Origin of the sequence: Halorhodospira neutriphila, from assembly GCF_016584055.1 — a bacterium.
Taxonomy (GTDB): Bacteria; Pseudomonadota; Gammaproteobacteria; order Nitrococcales; family Halorhodospiraceae; genus Halorhodospira; species Halorhodospira neutriphila.
The window spans coordinates 14,552-29,007 of the sequence record NZ_NRSH01000009.1 but is presented as its reverse complement, the minus strand read 5'-3'; the positions used below and the strand labels follow the sequence as shown (position 1 = coordinate 29,007).

Annotated in this window: 13 protein-coding genes and 1 tRNA gene; 3 read left to right on the top strand and 11 right to left on the bottom strand. The window is 71.7% G+C overall.

Features of this window, described 5'->3' with window-relative positions; all coding sequences use genetic code 11:
- Positions 1-322 precede the first annotated feature (322 nt).
- A tRNA-Ser gene (locus CKO13_RS01950) sits at positions 323-412 on the bottom strand.
- Between the two features lie 45 nt (positions 413-457).
- Positions 458-1,477: a quinone-dependent dihydroorotate dehydrogenase gene (locus CKO13_RS01945; protein WP_200256278.1), complete on the bottom strand. Its 1,020-nt coding sequence runs from the start codon at positions 1,475-1,477 to the stop codon at positions 458-460.
- A 106-nt stretch (positions 1,478-1,583) separates the two neighbouring features.
- Here CKO13_RS01945 and CKO13_RS01940 point away from each other — a divergent pair, with 106 nt between their 5' ends.
- The gene (locus tag CKO13_RS01940; protein WP_200256282.1) at positions 1,584-2,801 is read left to right on the top strand and encodes a lytic murein transglycosylase; all 1,218 of its coding nucleotides are present in this window, start codon (positions 1,584-1,586) and stop codon (positions 2,799-2,801) included.
- 1 nt (position 2,802) lies between these two features.
- On the opposite strand, the gene CKO13_RS01935 is transcribed toward CKO13_RS01940, so the two are convergent.
- On the bottom strand, positions 2,803-3,162 hold the full coding sequence (locus CKO13_RS01935; protein WP_242467837.1) for a glutaredoxin family protein: 360 nt from the start codon (positions 3,160-3,162) through the stop codon (positions 2,803-2,805).
- Between the two features lie 116 nt (positions 3,163-3,278).
- Here CKO13_RS01935 and ppk1 point away from each other — a divergent pair, with 116 nt between their 5' ends.
- Positions 3,279-5,360 (top strand): polyphosphate kinase 1, encoded by a 2,082-nt coding sequence (gene ppk1 / locus CKO13_RS01930; protein WP_200256275.1) that lies wholly within the window; start codon positions 3,279-3,281, stop codon positions 5,358-5,360.
- Here the strand turns inward: ppk1 and CKO13_RS01925 are convergent.
- The 5 genes from CKO13_RS01925 to ppsR form a co-directional block, all read right to left on the bottom strand.
- Positions 5,357-6,877: a Ppx/GppA phosphatase family protein gene (locus CKO13_RS01925; protein ID WP_200256274.1), complete on the bottom strand. Its 1,521-nt coding sequence runs from the start codon at positions 6,875-6,877 to the stop codon at positions 5,357-5,359. The two genes, ppk1 and CKO13_RS01925, sit on opposite strands and share 4 nt — an antisense overlap.
- 4 nt (positions 6,878-6,881) lie before the next feature.
- Positions 6,882-7,403, bottom strand: coding sequence for a SixA phosphatase family protein (locus tag CKO13_RS01920; RefSeq protein ID WP_200256272.1), 522 nt, complete (start codon positions 7,401-7,403; stop codon positions 6,882-6,884).
- Between the two features lie 54 nt (positions 7,404-7,457).
- Positions 7,458-7,934, bottom strand: coding sequence for an Rrf2 family transcriptional regulator (locus tag CKO13_RS01915; RefSeq protein WP_200256270.1), 477 nt, complete (start codon positions 7,932-7,934; stop codon positions 7,458-7,460).
- A gap of 62 nt (positions 7,935-7,996) precedes the next feature.
- Complete coding sequence (locus CKO13_RS01910) at positions 7,997-8,455, bottom strand: DUF1249 domain-containing protein (protein ID WP_200256268.1); 459 nt, start codon at positions 8,453-8,455, stop codon at positions 7,997-7,999.
- Positions 8,456-8,480: 25 nt separating this feature from the next.
- Positions 8,481-9,305 carry a posphoenolpyruvate synthetase regulatory kinase/phosphorylase PpsR gene (gene ppsR / locus CKO13_RS01905; protein ID WP_200256266.1) on the bottom strand — a complete coding sequence of 275 codons (825 nt, stop codon included), beginning with the start codon at positions 9,303-9,305 and terminating at the stop codon, positions 8,481-8,483.
- Positions 9,306-9,416: 111 nt separating this feature from the next.
- Between ppsR and ppsA the strand changes: the two genes are divergently transcribed.
- Positions 9,417-11,789 (top strand): phosphoenolpyruvate synthase, encoded by a 2,373-nt coding sequence (ppsA, locus tag CKO13_RS01900; RefSeq protein ID WP_200256265.1) that lies wholly within the window; start codon positions 9,417-9,419, stop codon positions 11,787-11,789.
- 101 nt (positions 11,790-11,890) lie between these two features.
- Here ppsA and CKO13_RS01895 read toward each other — a convergent pair whose 3' ends face one another.
- Genes CKO13_RS01895 through CKO13_RS01885 form a run of 3 tightly spaced genes read right to left on the bottom strand, consistent with a single transcriptional unit; the run spans position 11,891 to position 14,439 of the window.
- Positions 11,891-12,709, bottom strand: a complete 819-nt coding sequence (locus CKO13_RS01895; protein ID WP_200256264.1) for a sulfurtransferase — start codon at positions 12,707-12,709, stop codon at positions 11,891-11,893.
- A 30-nt stretch (positions 12,710-12,739) separates the two neighbouring features.
- Complete coding sequence (gene orn, locus CKO13_RS01890) at positions 12,740-13,291, bottom strand: oligoribonuclease (protein ID WP_200256263.1); 552 nt, start codon at positions 13,289-13,291, stop codon at positions 12,740-12,742.
- A gap of 53 nt (positions 13,292-13,344) precedes the next feature.
- Positions 13,345-14,439: a flagellar motor protein MotB gene (locus CKO13_RS01885; RefSeq protein ID WP_200256262.1), complete on the bottom strand. Its 1,095-nt coding sequence runs from the start codon at positions 14,437-14,439 to the stop codon at positions 13,345-13,347.
- Positions 14,440-14,456 lie beyond the last annotated feature (17 nt).

Below are 14,456 nucleotides of genomic sequence, written 5' to 3'. Positions count from 1 at the left end.
CCCCCCCCCCCCCCCCGCATAGAGGTGGTTCTTGCTATCTCGCTCAAGCTCCATCTTCTAATCCTATGCAGGTATTATCCGACAATGCGCTATCCGGCGCGAGGTACGAGCGTCCGATTGAGCAATTTGTGGTCCATTCTAGAAGGGGGTGAAAGCGAATCACATAGGGCCTCCATGGCCCTCACCCACGCCATTAGAATGGGCTTTCGACGGGTTCACGGTAGCGACTCGTACCCGGAAGCCGCAATAGGAAGGAAGTCGCTTCACGTCCAGTGTCAGCTTAACTGGACACTTTGGGAAGGCAGACTGCTGGAAGGCAGCCTGGCGGAGAGGGAGGGATTCGAACCCCCGGAGGGCTTGCGCCCTCACCCGATTTCAAGTCGGGTGCTTTCGACCACTCAGCCACCTCTCCGTGTAGCGCTCTATTCTGGGCGCCAGCCGCCCGCGAGACAAGCAGCTAGGCCTCACGGCGCCCCGCCGCGAGGACCGCCTCGCGGACCAGGGACGGCCCCCGGTAGACCAGGCCGGTGTAGAGCTGCACGAGGTCGGCGCCGAGGGCCAGGCGCCGCTCGGCGTCCGCCCCGGAGAGGATGCCGCCGACGCCGATGAGGGCGGCCTCGCCGGCGCAGCGCCCCACTACCGTCTCCAGGACCCGCTCGGCCGTCTCGCGCAGGGGGGCGCCGCTGAGCCCGCCCTGCTCGCCGGCGTGGGCGGCGCCGGCCACGCCCTCGCGGGAGAGCGTGGTGTTCGTCGCGGCGATGCCGTCCACGCCCTGCTCGAGCAGGGTGTCGAGGACGGCGTCGAGCTCGCCGGGCTCCCAGTCCGGGGCGATCTTGACCACCAGGGGCACGCGCTTGCCGTAGAGCTCGGTGAGCCGGTCGCGCTCGACGTACAGCCGGCCGAGCAGGTGGGTGAGCGGCGCGGCGCGCTGGAGGTCGCGCAGCCCCGGGGTGTTCGGCGAGGAGAGGTTCACCGCCACGTAGTCGGCCACGGCGTAGACGCTGGCCAGGGCGCTGGCGTAGTCCTCGGCGGCCCGCTCGGCGGGGGTGTCGCGGTTCTTGCCGATGTTCACGCCGATGACCCCCGCGTAGGCCGTCCCGGCGACGCGCTCGGCCAGGGCCTCGGCGCCGGCGTTGTTGAAGCCCATGCGGTTGATCAGCGCCTGGTGGGCCGGCAGCCGGAAGAGCCGCGGCGGCGGGTTGCCCGGCTGCGGCCGGGGGGTCACCGTGCCGAGCTCGACGAAGCCGAAGCCGAGCCGGCGCAGCGCCGGCAGGTAGGCGCCGTCCTTGTCGAAGCCGGCGGCGGCGCCCACCGGGTTGGGGAACTCGAGGCCCATGACGCGCCGCGGCGCCGCCGGCATCGGCGTCAGGGCGGGCCACGCCCCCAGGCGCGCGGCCCACGCCCCCGCTCCCAGGGTCCACTCGTGGGCGCGCTCGGGCTCGAGCTGGAACAGCAGGCGGCGCAGCAGCGGGTACATGCCTCCTCCCTCGGTTGCAGAAAAGTGCGGGCGTCGACGCCTCCGGGCGCGTATCTTACACTCCAATACTCCAGCTGCGTTGGCGCCCGAGCGCTCCCTCAACGCCATGCCCAAGCACACCGCTCCTCTCCTCCTGCTCCTCGCCGCCGCCCTCCTGCCGGCCGGTACCGCCGCGGCGGAGGGCCCGGAGGGCTTCCAGCAGTGCGTGCGCGAGCTGCGCGACGACCTGCGCGCCGAGGGCTACGCGCCGCAGGCCATCGCGGCCACCCTCGGCGAGGTCCAGTTCCGCGAGCGCATCGTCGAGCTCGACCGCGCCCAGCCCGAGAGCCTGCAGCACTTCTCCGAGTACCTCGAGGCGCGGGTCACCCCGGAGCGCATCGAGCAGGGCCGGCGGATGTACCGCAAGCACGAGGGGCTGCTCTGGCGGCTGCACGACGAGTACGGCGTCAGCCCCCGCTACCTCGTGGCCCTGTGGGGGATGGAGACGGCCTACGGCGCCTACTTCGGCCGTATGCCGGTGGTCGACGCCGTGGTGACGCTGGTCTGCGACGGCCGGCGCGAGGCCTTCTTCCGCCGCCAGCTCGAGGCGACCGTGGCCCTCGTCGGCGAGGGGCGGCTGCAGCCCGGCGAGCTCTACGGCTCGTGGGCGGGGGCGATGGGGCACACCCAGTTCATGCCGACGACGCTGCGCGACCACGCCGTCGACTACGACGGCTCGGGCAGCGTCGACCTGCGCGGCAGCGTCCCCGACGCCCTCGCCTCGGCGGCGAGCTACCTCGAGGCGATGGGCTGGCAGCGCGGCGAGCGCTGGGGGCGGGAGGTGACCCTGGCTGAGGGCTTCGAGCTCGGCCGCTTCGGCCTCGACGAGACGCGCACCGTCGCCGAGTGGGCCCGCGCCGGGGTGCGCCGCGCCGACGGCACGGCGCTGCCGGACAGCGGGATCGAGGCCGCCCTGCTGCTCCCCATGGGGATCGGGGGCCCGGCCTTCCTCGTCTACGAGAACTTCCGCAAGATCCTGCGCTGGAACCCGTCGGTCTCCTACGCCGTCGCCGTCGGCGTGCTCGCCGACCGCATCGACGGCCAGCCGCCGCTGCGCACCCCGGCGCCGCCGGAGGCCTCGCTGCTCGAGCGCGACGAGGTCCGGGCGGTGCAGCGCCGGCTCAACGAGCGCGGCTACGACAGCGGCAAGGTCGACGGGCTCATCGGCCCCAACACCCGCAGCGCGGTGCGCGCCTTCCAGCGCGAGCGCGGCCTGCCCCCCGACGGCTACCCGGACCGCGCCCTGCTCGAGCGCCTGGGGGCAAGCAGGGCGGCGGCGGAGTAGGCTAGCCCTCGCCGCTCGGGGCCATCTCCTCGACCAGGGCGCGCAGGTAGGCGATGATGTCCGCCGACTCGTAGAGCCACTGCCCCGAGCCGCTGTCGGGGATGTACAGGCACGGGACCATCCGCTTGCCGCCCTCGGCCTCGAGCCGCCGGGCGGCCTCGGGGTCGGCGCCGATGTCCACGCGCTCGATCTCGATGCCCAAGCTGCGCAGGGTCAGGTTGACCCGCATGCAGAAGGGGCACCACGGCCGCTCGTAGAGCACCATCCCCGCCAGGGCCTGGTCCAGGCGGCGCTGCAGGCGCCGCTGCTCGCCCGGGTCCGAGGCCGCCCCGGGCGCCTGCTCGCCCTCTTCGTCACTCATCGTGTCCCCTCCTGTCGTGGCCATCGTCTGTCATCGAAGGGAAATAGCCCCTCCGGTACCTGACTGCTATTATCGTGGAATTTCGCCGCAGCCTCAGCCTAGAATTGATGCCGGATATGGATGAAGCGGTCGACCTCAAGCAGCCTGAGCTCTACTCCAACCGCCTCGTCAGCCTGCTCGAGTTCAACCGCCGGGTCCTCGAGCAGGCCAAGGATCCGAGCGTGCCGCTGCTCGAGCGGCTCAAGTTCCTGTGCATCCTCAGCACGAATATGGACGAGTTCTTCGAGATCCGCCTCGCCGGCATCAAGCAGAAGGCGGAGCTCGGCTCGGTGCAGACCGAGCCCGACGGGCGCAGCCCCCAGGAGGTGCTCCGGGCCACCGGCTCGCTCGCCCACGAGATCGTCCACGAGCAGTACCGCGTGCTCAACGAGCAGCTCATTCCCGCGCTCGCCGAGCAGTCGATCCGCTTCGTCCGGCGCCAGCAGTGGACGGCGCGGCAGCGGGCGTGGCTGCGCGAGTACTTCGAGAACCAGCTGCTGCCGGTGCTCAGCCCCCTCGGCCTCGACCCGGCGCACCCCTTCCCCAAGGTGCTCAACAAGAGCCTGAACTTCATCGTCTCCCTCGAGGGCAAGGACGCCTTCGGCCGCAACTCCGGCTACGCCATCGTCCAGGCGCCGCGCGCCCTGCCCCGGGTCATCCGCCTGCCCGCCGAGGAGACCGGCGGCGGCCCCCACGACTTCGTCTTCCTCTCCTCGATCATCCACACCTTCGTCGAGGACCTCTTCCCGGGGATGACGGTGCGCGGCTGCTACCAGTTCCGGGTCACGCGCAACGGCGATCTCTTCGTCGACGAGGAGGAGATCGACGACCTCATGCGCGCCCTCGAGGGCGAGCTGCCGCAGCGGCGCTACGGCCAGGCGGTGCGGCTCGAGGTGGCCGCCAACTGCCCCGACGACATGGCCGACTTCCTGCTCGCGGAGTTCGAGCTCGGCCGCGAGGACCTCTACCAGGTCGACGGGCCGGTCAACCTCAACCGCCTCATGGCGGTCTACGACATGGTCGACCGCACCGACCTCAAGTACCCGTCGTTCACCCCGGGGCTGCCGCCGGCGCTGAGCAGCGGCTCGGACCTGTTCAAGGTCATGCGCGAGCGCGACATCCTCCTGCACCACCCCTTCCAGTCCTTCCTGCCGGTGATCGACTTCGTCCGCCAGGCGGCGCAGGACCCGAACGTGCTCGCCATCAAGCAGACGCTCTACCGCACCGGCCCCGACTCGGCCATCGTCGACAACCTCGTCCAGGCGGCGCAGGCGGGCAAGGAGGTGACGGTCATCGTCGAGCTGCGGGCGCGCTTCGACGAGCAGGAGAACATCAGCCTCGCCAACCGCCTCCAGGAGGCCGGCGCCCACGTGGTCTACGGCGTCGTCGGCTACAAGACCCACGCCAAGCTGGTGCTCGTCACCCGGCGCGAGGGCAGCCGCCTGTCCAACTACGTCCACCTCGGCACCGGCAACTACCACGCCCGGACCGCCCGGCTCTACACCGACTACGGCCTGCTCACCGCCGACCGGCAGATCACCGAGGACGTCCGGCGCATCTTCCTGCAGCTGACCAGCCTCGGCCGCTTCAAGGACCTCCACCGCCTGCTGCAGGCGCCGTTCACGCTCCACGAGTCGACCATCGCGCGCATCGAGCGCGAGGCCGAGCACGCCGCCGCCGGCCACGGCGGGCGGATCATCGCCAAGGTCAACTCCCTGACCGAGCCGCGCACCATCCAGGCCCTCTACCGCGCCTCCATGGCCGGCGCCGAGGTCGACCTCATCGTCCGCGGGATGTGCGTGCTGCGCCCGGGCATCCCCGGGATCTCGGAGAACATCCGGGTGCGCTCGATCATCGGCCGCTTCCTCGAGCACACCCGGGTCTACTACTTCGGCAACGCCGGCAGCCCGGAGGTCTTCTGCGCCAGCGCCGACTGGATGGACCGCAACTTCCTCCGGCGCGTGGAGACGGCCTTCCCGGTGGACGACCCCGAGGCCCGGGCGCGCATCGTCCACGACCTGGAGGCGTACCTGCGCGATAACCGCCAGGCGTGGCTGCTCGACCGCCACGGCCAGTACACGCGCGCCGAGCCCCCCGGCGACGAGCCGCCCTACAGCGCCCAGCAGGCCCTGCTCGAGGAGCTCGCCCAGGACGCCTAGTCGTCGAGCTCGAGGCTCAGGCCGGCCTTGGCCAGGTAGCGCTGCTCCTGCGCCAGGTCGGCGCCGAGCAGCGGGCTCTCCGCCAGGAACCCCTCGGGAAAGCGCAGCCGGAGCCGGTCGCCGCTGGGCTCGAGCCCCGGCTCGATGACGGCGTCCTCGCTGCGGCTGCGGTGCAGGAGCACCGCCAGGCGCAGGAGCACGGCCAGGCGCTGGCCGCTGGCGCGCCAGCGCTCGGGCAGGGACTTGATCTCGCTGCGCGACATCTTGCGGCGGTGGACGCGCACCAGCAGCGCCAGCAGCTGCTGCTCCTGGCGCGAGAAGCCGGCCATGTCGGCGTTGCGCAGGATGTAGGCGCCGTGCTTGTGGTACTGGGAGTGGGAGATGTCGAGGCCGATCTCGTGGAGCTGCGCCGCCCAGTCGAGGACGTCGCGGTAGAAGGGCTCGGCCAGCCCCCACGCCGGGGCCGCCTGCTCGAGCAGCCGCCGGGCGGTAGCCGCCACCCGGGCAGCCTGGTCGGTGTCGACGGAGTAGCGCCGGCGCAGCGCGGTGACCGTGGCCCGGCGGGCGTCCTCGACGGCGCTCAGCACGCCGAGCCGGCCGCCGAGGTCGTAGAGCGCGCCCTCGCGCAGGGCGCCGTCGGCCACCTCCATGCGCTCGACGCCGAGGGCCTCGAAGACGGCGCTGAGCACCGCCACGCCGGCGGGGAAGATCGGGCGGCGGTCGTCGGAGACGCCGAGGTCGTCGAGGCGCTTGCACTCGCCGGCGTCCACGACGGCCTCGCGCAGCCGCTTCAGGGCCTCGGCGGTGATGACCCCGGGCGGCGACCAGCCGCGGCCGGCGCACGCCTCGGCCACGGCGCGCACCGTGCCCGAGGCGCCGACCACCTGCGCCCAGGGCAGCGCCCGCAGCCCGGCCTCCACCGGCTCGAGCTCCAGGCGCCCGCGCACCACGGCGTCCTTCATCCGCCGCCCCTTGATGCGCCCGTCGGCGAAGAACTCGTCGGTCAGCTGGACGCAGCCGAGGTGGATGCTCTCGATGCTCTCCGGCTGCTCGCCGACGCCGAGGATGAGCTCGGTGCTGCCGCCGCCGATGTCCACCACCAGCCGGCGGCGCTGGTCGAAGCCGAGGCTGCGGGCGACGCCGAGGTAGATCAGCCGCGCCTCCTCGAACCCGGAGATGATGTCGATGGGGTGGCCGAGGGCCTGCTCGGCGGTATCGAGGAACTCGCCGGCGTCGCGGGCGCGGCGCAGGGTGTTGGTGCCGACGGCGCGGACGTTGCTGGCGTCGACCTCGCGCAGGCGCTCGCCGAAGCGCTCGAGGCAGGTCACCGCCCGCTGCCGCGCCGCGTCCGTGAGCCGCTTCTCGGCATCGAGCCCCGCCCCGAGGCGGACGGGATCGCGCAGGCGGTCGATGATCCGGAAGGTCCCCGCCTCGGGATCGGCGGCGGCGACCACCATGTGGAAGCTGTTGGAGCCGAGATCGACGGCGGCGAAGACCGCTTGGCCGTTATCCGCCATACGCCTACTTCGCTACCGTTGCCAGCGCGCGCAGGATGCGCGGGGGGAAGTGGCCGAGCAGCCGCGCCCGCCCCGGCGCGACGGCCTCGGGGAGCTCGAGCAGGCAGGCGCCGGCCTTCTTGAAGTGCACCGCCGGGTGCGGCTCGCCGCACAGCGCCAGCCCGCACCACTGCCCCAGGTCGGGCTCGTGGCCCACCAGGGCCACTGCCTCGGCCCCGGCCGCCGCCTCGCTGCGCACCCAGTCGAAGAGCGCCTCGCCGTCCCCGCCCGGCGCCAGGGCCGCGACCTCGCGCCGGGCCGAGGCCTCCGGGTAGACGGCGTCGAGGATGGCGGCGGTCTCGGCGGCCCGCACCAGGGGGCTGTAGCCGATCACCGGCAGCCGCGCCAGCACGTGGCGCAGCCCCAGGGCGGCCTCGCGCATGCGCGCCTGCCCCTGCCCGGTGAGGCGGCGGGCGGCGTCGGTCCCGCCCGGGGCGTCGGCGGCCTCCTCAGCGATGGCGTGGCGGACCACCAGGACCTGGGGCATACGCGCCTACGTCCTTCCCTCGCGGACCCGACCCGCTCGCCGCCCTGCCAAGGCCTAGGCGACCGAGGAGGAGCGGTCGTCGCCGCTGGAGGCCGACGGCTGGACCTGCTGCTGCGCCGCCGCGCGGACGCTCGGGTCGCCGGCGAGCTGCTCCAGGGTGATCCCGTCGAGGAAGTCGTAGATCTGGCAGCTCAGGTCGGCCCACAGCTCGTGGGTGAGGCAGCGCTCCCCCTCCTCGCAGTCCTCGTCGCCCTTGCAGCGGGTGGTATCGACGTTCTCGTCCACGGCGCTGATGACCTGCGCGATGCTGATCTCGTTGGCGGCCTTGGCCAGGCGGTAGCCGCCGCCGGGGCCGCGGACGCCGACGACCAGTCCCGCGCGGCGCATCCGGGCGAAGAGCTGCTCGAGGTAGGAGAGCGAGATCCCTTGCGTGCCGGAGATCTCGGCGAGGGTGACCGGCCCTTGGTCGGACTGCAGGGCCAGATCCATCATTGCGGTGACCGCGTAGCGGCCTTTCGTCGACAGGCGCATAACCGATTCCTTACAACCGAAGAGGCTTTCCCTCTGATATATAGCGGTGCACCCGCCATCGGTCAAGGAGCGTCCGGCCGCGTCTCGCCATTGGCCGGGAAGACGTGCCCCTCGCCGAGGGTGAAGCGCAGCCAGCGGTTGAGGAAGCGGTTGGCCGCCCAGCGCTCGGCCAGCCCGGCGGCGCTGTTGCGCACCTGGCGGTCCTGGGCGTAGAGGGCCTCGGCGGTGCGGGCGTCGTGGTAGACGCGCACGGTCAGATCGGGAACCGACTCCACCCCCTGCTCGGCCTCGAAGCGGTGGGTCAGGAGCACCGTGGTGGTGTAGCGGCTGCGCTCGAGCACCTCGAGGCGCAGGGCCACGCCGTCGCGGGAGACCGAGACTTCCCGGTCGGCGGCGGCGCTCGCCAGCTCCGGGGCGAGCCGGCGCATGTAGATGTAGTTGATCTCGTAGAGCTCCATGAGCGCCGCGAAGCTGCGCGGCACCGCGTCCAGGGCGACTCGTTGGCGGGCTGCACCGATCATGCGCGGAAGGATAACACGCTTTGCGCTAGTAGACCCGGCGGACGAGCCCGCGCTGGTGGATCAGCGTCGAGGCGATCTCCTCGATGGACATCGTCGTGATATCCAGGTAGGGGATCCCCTCGCGGCGGAACATGCTCTCGGCGCGGGCGACCTCGTACTCGCACTGGCGCAGCTCGGCGTAGTGGCTGTTGGGCCGGCGCTCGCTGCGGATGGAGTGGAGCCGGTCGGGGTCGATGGTCAGCCCGAAGAGCTTGTCGCGCTGCTGCTCGAGCACCCGCGGCAGGCGCAGCCCGGTGAGGTCCTCGTCGGTCAGCGGGTAGTTGGCCACGTAGATGCCGAACTGCAGGGCGAGGTAGAGCGAGGACGGCGTCTTGCCGCTGCGCGAGACCCCGACGAGGATCACGTCGGCGCGGCTGTAGTGGCGGAGCGTGGCGCCGTCGTCGTGGTTGAGGGTAAAGTTTATCGCATCGATACGCACATCGTATGTGCTATCATCCGCGATTCCGTGTGAACGGCCGATGACATGGCTTGACGGCACCTTCAGCTCGCGCTCGAGCGGCCCGATGAAGGTGTCGAAGAAATCGAAGAGGACGAGCCCCTCGCTATGGCGCAGGACGGCGAGGATCTCCGGATCGATAATCGTGGAGAAGACGATAGGACGGCAGTCATCCTCCGCCGCCGCCGTGTGGATCCGGCGCAGCGCCGCCTGCGCGCGCTCCACCGAGTCGATGAAGGGGATCGTCACCTGCTCGGTGGCCACCGCGAACTGGGTCAGCAGTGAGTGACCCAGGGCCTCGGCGGTAATCCCGGTGCGATCCGAGACGAAGAAGACCCTGCGCACATTGCTCATCGGCAAGCGGTCCTATTGTAGCCCGTGGTCGGCGCCATGGTAGACCAACACGCCGGCCGCGGCACGGCGGGCCCGAGACACGGTCATGTGACGCTTCAGGGGAGCAAGACCTTGCAAGAGTATGTAGTGGAGTTCGACGCCCTCGGCATGGGCGACGTCGACCGGGTCGGGGGCAAGAACGCCTCGCTCGGCGAGATGATCAGCAACCTCGCCAACGCCGGCGTACGGGTGCCGGGCGGCTTCGCCACGACGGCCCGGGCCTACTGGGACTTCCTCGACGAGAGCGGGCTGCGCGCCCGGATCCGCGAGGCCCTCGAGGGGCTCGACGTCGACGACGTCGAGCAGCTCGCCGAGGTCGGCGCCCGCGTCCGCCAGATGGTGCTCGACGCCCCCTTCCCCGAGCGCCTCGACGAGGCCATCCGCACCAGCTACGAGAAGCTCGAGGCCCAGGTCCCCGGCGAGGCGTCCTTCGCCGTGCGCTCCTCGGCCACGGCCGAGGACCTGCCCGACGCCTCCTTCGCCGGGCAGCAGGAGACCTTCCTCAACGTCCGCGGGCTCGAGGGCATCCGCGAGGCCGTCCACCACGTCTTCGCCTCGCTGTTCACCGACCGCGCCATCGCCTACCGCGTCCACCACGGCTTCGACCACGAGCAGGTCGCCCTCTCCGCCGGCATCCAGCGGATGGTCCGCTCCGACGTCGGCGCCTCCGGCGTGATGTTCACCATGGACACCGAGTCCGGCTTCCGCGACGCGGTGTTCATCACCGCCTCCTGGGGCCTCGGCGAGACGGTGGTCCAGGGCGCGGTCAACCCGGACGAGTTCTACGTCCACAAGCCGACCCTCGAGGCCGGGCGCCCGGCGATCCTGCGGCGCAACCTCGGCGGCAAGGCGATCAAGATGATCTACTCCGGCGACACGGCCCACGGCAAGACGGTGGAGACCGTCGACGTGCCCGAGGCCGAGCGGATGCGCTTCTGCGTCTCCGACGCCGACATCGAGGACCTCGCCCGGCAGGCGGTGACCATCGAGCAGCACTACGGCCGCCCCATGGACATCGAGTGGGGCAAGGACGGCGAGGACGGCCAGCTCTACATCCTCCAGGCCCGCCCGGAGACGGTGAAGAGCCGCGACGGCGGCCAGACCCTGGAGCGCTACCACCTCAAGGACCGCGGCCAGGTCCTGGCCGAGGGCCGGGCCATCGGCCAGCGCATCGGCGCCGGCAAGGTCCGGGTCGTCCAGGACGTCGGCGAGATCAACCGCGTCGAGAACGGCGACGTGCTCGTCACCGACATGACCGACCCCGACTGGGAGCCGATCATGAAGCGCGCCGCCGCCATCGTCACCAACCGCGGCGGCCGGACCTGCCACGCGGCGATCATCGCCCGCGAGCTCGGCATCCCGGCCATCGTCGGCTGCGGCAACGCCACCGAGACCATCGCCGACGGCATCGAGGCGACCGTCTCCTGCGCCGAGGGCGACACCGGCTACGTCTACGAGGGCCAGCAGGAGTACGAGGTCCGCGAGGTCTCCCTGGCCGACATGCCGGAGCTGCCGTTCAAGATCATGATGAACGTCGGCAACCCGGACCGGGCCTTCGACTTCCAGTTCCTGCCCAACGCCGGCGTCGGCCTGGCGCGGGTGGAGTTCATCATCAACCGCATGATCGGCATCCACCCCAAGGCGCTGCTCGAGTTCGACCAGCAGGAGGAGTCGGTCAAGCGCGTCATCCGCTCGCAGACGGCCGGCTACGTCAATCCCGAGGAGTTCTACGTGGACAAGCTCGCCGAGGGCGTGTCCATGCTCGGCGCCGCCTTCCACCCCAAGCCGGTGATCGTGCGCCTGTCGGACTTCAAGTCCAACGAGTACGCCAACCTCATCGGCGGCGAGAAGTACGAGCCCCGCGAGGAGAACCCGATGATCGGCTTCCGCGGCGCCTCGCGCTACATCGCGCCGCACTTCCAGGACTGCTTCAAGCTCGAGTGCCGGGCCCTGCGCAAGGTCCGCGACGAGATGGGCCTGGACAACGTCTGGATCATGGTGCCCTTCGTGCGCACCGTCGACGAGGGCCGCCAGGTCGTCGACCTGCTCGCCGCCAACGGCCTCGAGCGCGGCAAGAACGGCCTCAAGGTCATGATGATGTGCGAGCTGCCGTCCAACGCCGTGCTCGCCGACGAGTTCCTGGAGCACTTCGACGGCTTCTCCATCGGCTCCAACGACCTCACCCAGCTCACCCTGGGATTGGACCGCGACTCCGGGGTCATCGCCGAGCTCTTCGACGAGCGCAACGAGGCCGTCAAGCGCCTGCTCTCCATGGCCATCCAGGCCTGCCGGCGCCACGGCAAGTACGTCGGGATCTGCGGCCAGGGGCCCTCGGACTACCCCGAGCTCGCCCGCTGGCTCATGGACGAGGGGATCGAGAGCGTCTCCCTCAACCCGGATACCGTCGTGGAGACGTGGCTCTACCTGGCGGGCCAGGAGCAGTAGCCGGCGAGCCCCTCGCCGGGCCGCTCCCGAGGGCGCGCCGCTTCGCGGCGCGCCCTTTTTTTCGCCCGCGGCGCGCGGGCCCCTCCCGGGGGGCGCCGCCCCTAGGGCGCCTCCCCCGCGCGGACGGGCAGCGCCGGGTCGTTGCCCCACTCCGACCACGAGCCGGCGTAGCCGCGCACCCGGGGGAAGCCGAGGTGGCGGAGCACCACGTAGGTCAGCGACGAGCGGTGGTGGGTCTGGCAGTGGACGACCACCTCGTGCTCCGGGGTGACGCCGCGCGCCTCGAGCAGCTCGCGCAGCTGCGCCTCCGGGCGCAGCGCCGGCGCCCCGTCGGCGTCCATGAGCGCACGCCAGTCGAGGTGCACCGCCCCGGGGATGTGCCCGCCGCGCTGGGCCCGGACGTCCTCGCCCGTGTACTCCGCCTGGGAGCGGGCGTCGATCAGGACCACGCCGGGGTCGTCGAGGCGCTCGAGGAGCCACTGCCGCTCGGCGAGGTACTCCGGGCAGCGCAGCCGGGCCGGGTAGTCCCGCGGCTGCGGCGCCACGGCGCCGGACTCGGTGGCCCCCTCGGCCTCGAGCCAGGCGTGCAGGCCGCCGTTGAGCAGGGCGTGGCGGGGGTGGCCGAGCAGGTCCAGCGTCCACAGCAGCCGGCTGGCCCGCCCCCCGCCCTCGCTGTCGTAGGCGACCACCTCGACGCCGTCGTCGATGCCGACGCCGCCGAGCGCCTCGGCGAGCGCCGCCTCGTCCGGGACGAGCCCCGAGGCCGGCGGCTCGGCGCGGTTCAGGGCAGCGAAGGGCAGGTGGACGGCGCCCGGGAGGTGCGCCTGGCGGTGGCGCGCCTCGTCGCCGAGGTCCACGAGCAGCGGGCCTCCCGCCGCGCTGCGGCGCTGGAGCTCCTCGGGGGTGATGATCGCAGGCATCCCTACCTCCTCACGCTCCGGGGCCGGGCGCTACATCGGCAGGCGCAGGAACTCCCGCCGGTAGTGGCGCAGCTCGGCGATGGAGTCGCGGATATCGTCCATGGCCAGGTGGCGGCCCGACTTGCGCACCCCCTCGGCCACCTCCGGCGCCCAGCGCCGGGTCAGCTCCTTGAGGGTGCTGACGTCGATGTGGCGGTAGTGGAAGTGCGCCTCGAGCCGCGGCATCCACTCGGCGAGGAAGCGCCGGTCCTGGCAGATGCTGTTGCCGCACATCGGGGAGGTGCGCTCCGGGACGTGCTGGCCGAGGAACTCGAGCATCATCCGCTCCGCCTCGGCCTCGTCGACGCGGCTCGCCCGCACCCGCTCGAGCAGGCCGGAGCCGCCGTGCTGGCGGGTGTTCCACTCGTCCATGCCGTCGAGCACCGCCGGCTCCTGGTGGACGGCGATCACCGGCCCCTCGGCGACGACGTCGAGGTTGCTGTCGGTGACGATCGCCGCCATCTCCAGGATGCGGTCGCGCTTGGGATCGAGCCCGGTCATCTCGAGATCGATCCAGATAAGATTCCATTCCGAAAAGGCCATACAGGCTCCGCAAGCGAATTCGACAAATCCCCAGTCTAACAGCTCTCGGCGCCCTACCAGGTCTGCGGCTCGGGGCGCTGGCGCTCATCGGGCTCGAGCAGCTGCCGCGGCTCCCGGTCCGCCGGCTCGCCGTCCGCCCCGCCCTGGCCGGGCTGCTCGGCGGGGGACGGCCCCGCCGAGGCGTCTCCCGTGCTGCCCTGCGAGGGGCCTTCGTCCGGGCGTGGGCGCTCGCGGAGGTTGCGCTCCTCGGGGGTCAGGAGCTGGCGCCCCTCGCCCTCGGGCAGGATCCCGCCGCCCTGGCCCGCCCCGCTGCCTGGGCCGATCCCCTGCTGGGAGGGGCCCTGCACCTCCCGCTCGGCGATCCCCTGGGCGGCCTCGGGGGTCAGCAGCACGACGGAGATCCGGCGGTTGACGGCCGCGCGGGGGTCGTCCGGGTTGTAGGGCACCGTGTCGGCGTAGCCGACGACCTGGCCGATGCGCTTGCTGGGGATGCCGGCCTCGCGCAGCGTCCGCCGCGCGGCGTTGGCCCGGTCGGTGGACAGGGACCAGTTGTCGTAGTCCTGGTCCGCGAAGGAGCGCGCGTCGGTGTGCCCGGCGATGGAGAGCGTGTTGGGGACGCCCTGCAGGGCCTCGGCGAGCTCGCGCAGGATCCGCTCGGTGTGCGCCGGCAGCGCCGCGCTGCCGAGCTCGAACAGCGGCTGCTCGTCCTGGTCGACGAGCTGGACGCGCAGCCCGTCGTCGGTGATATCCATGCGGATCTGCTCGCGGTACTCGTCGAGCCCCGGCGTATTCCGGATGGCGCGGCGGAACTGCGCGGCGAGCTGCTCCATCTCCTCGCTGCTGACCCAGCCCTCGCGGCCCACCGGCAGCCCCTCGAAGTCGATCGGCTGGCTCTTCTGGCCCTCGAAGTCGATGACCTCGGAGCTGTTCATCTTCTCCTCGAAGGCCGCCGGGTTGCGGAAGTACTGCCCGATGCCGGCGCGCTGCTGCTCGTCGAGGGCGAGCAGCAGCCAGAGGACGAGGAAGATGGCGAACATCGCCGTCATGAAGTCGGCGAAGGCGATCTTCCAGGAGCCGCCGTGGTGCTCGCCACCGCCCTTCTTGACCCGCTTGATGACAATCGGGCGGGTCTTGTTCTCGTCGACCATCGCGGAAGCGCCCCGCC

What these genes read in the sequence shown, in the direction of transcription:
- ppk1 (WP_200256275.1), top strand. Translation starts at nt 3,279, where the DNA reads ATGGATGAAGCGGTCGACCTCAAGCAGCCTGAGCTCTACTCCAACCGC.
- orn (WP_200256263.1), bottom strand. Translation starts at nt 13,291, where the DNA reads ATGGCCTTTTCGGAATGGAATCTTATCTGGATCGATCTCGAGATGACC.
- CKO13_RS01915 (WP_200256270.1), bottom strand. Translation starts at nt 7,934, where the DNA reads ATGCGCCTGTCGACGAAAGGCCGCTACGCGGTCACCGCAATGATGGAT.
- CKO13_RS01885 (WP_200256262.1), bottom strand. Translation starts at nt 14,439, where the DNA reads ATGGTCGACGAGAACAAGACCCGCCCGATTGTCATCAAGCGGGTCAAG.
- CKO13_RS01935 (WP_242467837.1), bottom strand. Translation starts at nt 3,162, where the DNA reads ATGAGTGACGAAGAGGGCGAGCAGGCGCCCGGGGCGGCCTCGGACCCG.
- CKO13_RS01945 (WP_200256278.1), bottom strand. Translation starts at nt 1,477, where the DNA reads ATGTACCCGCTGCTGCGCCGCCTGCTGTTCCAGCTCGAGCCCGAGCGC.
- CKO13_RS01920 (WP_200256272.1), bottom strand. Translation starts at nt 7,403, where the DNA reads ATGCCCCAGGTCCTGGTGGTCCGCCACGCCATCGCTGAGGAGGCCGCC.
- CKO13_RS01910 (WP_200256268.1), bottom strand. Translation starts at nt 8,455, where the DNA reads ATGATCGGTGCAGCCCGCCAACGAGTCGCCCTGGACGCGGTGCCGCGC.
- CKO13_RS01895 (WP_200256264.1), bottom strand. Translation starts at nt 12,709, where the DNA reads ATGCCTGCGATCATCACCCCCGAGGAGCTCCAGCGCCGCAGCGCGGCG.
- ppsR (WP_200256266.1), bottom strand. Translation starts at nt 9,305, where the DNA reads ATGAGCAATGTGCGCAGGGTCTTCTTCGTCTCGGATCGCACCGGGATT.
- CKO13_RS01925 (WP_200256274.1), bottom strand. Translation starts at nt 6,877, where the DNA reads ATGGCGGATAACGGCCAAGCGGTCTTCGCCGCCGTCGATCTCGGCTCC.
- CKO13_RS01940 (WP_200256282.1), top strand. Translation starts at nt 1,584, where the DNA reads ATGCCCAAGCACACCGCTCCTCTCCTCCTGCTCCTCGCCGCCGCCCTC.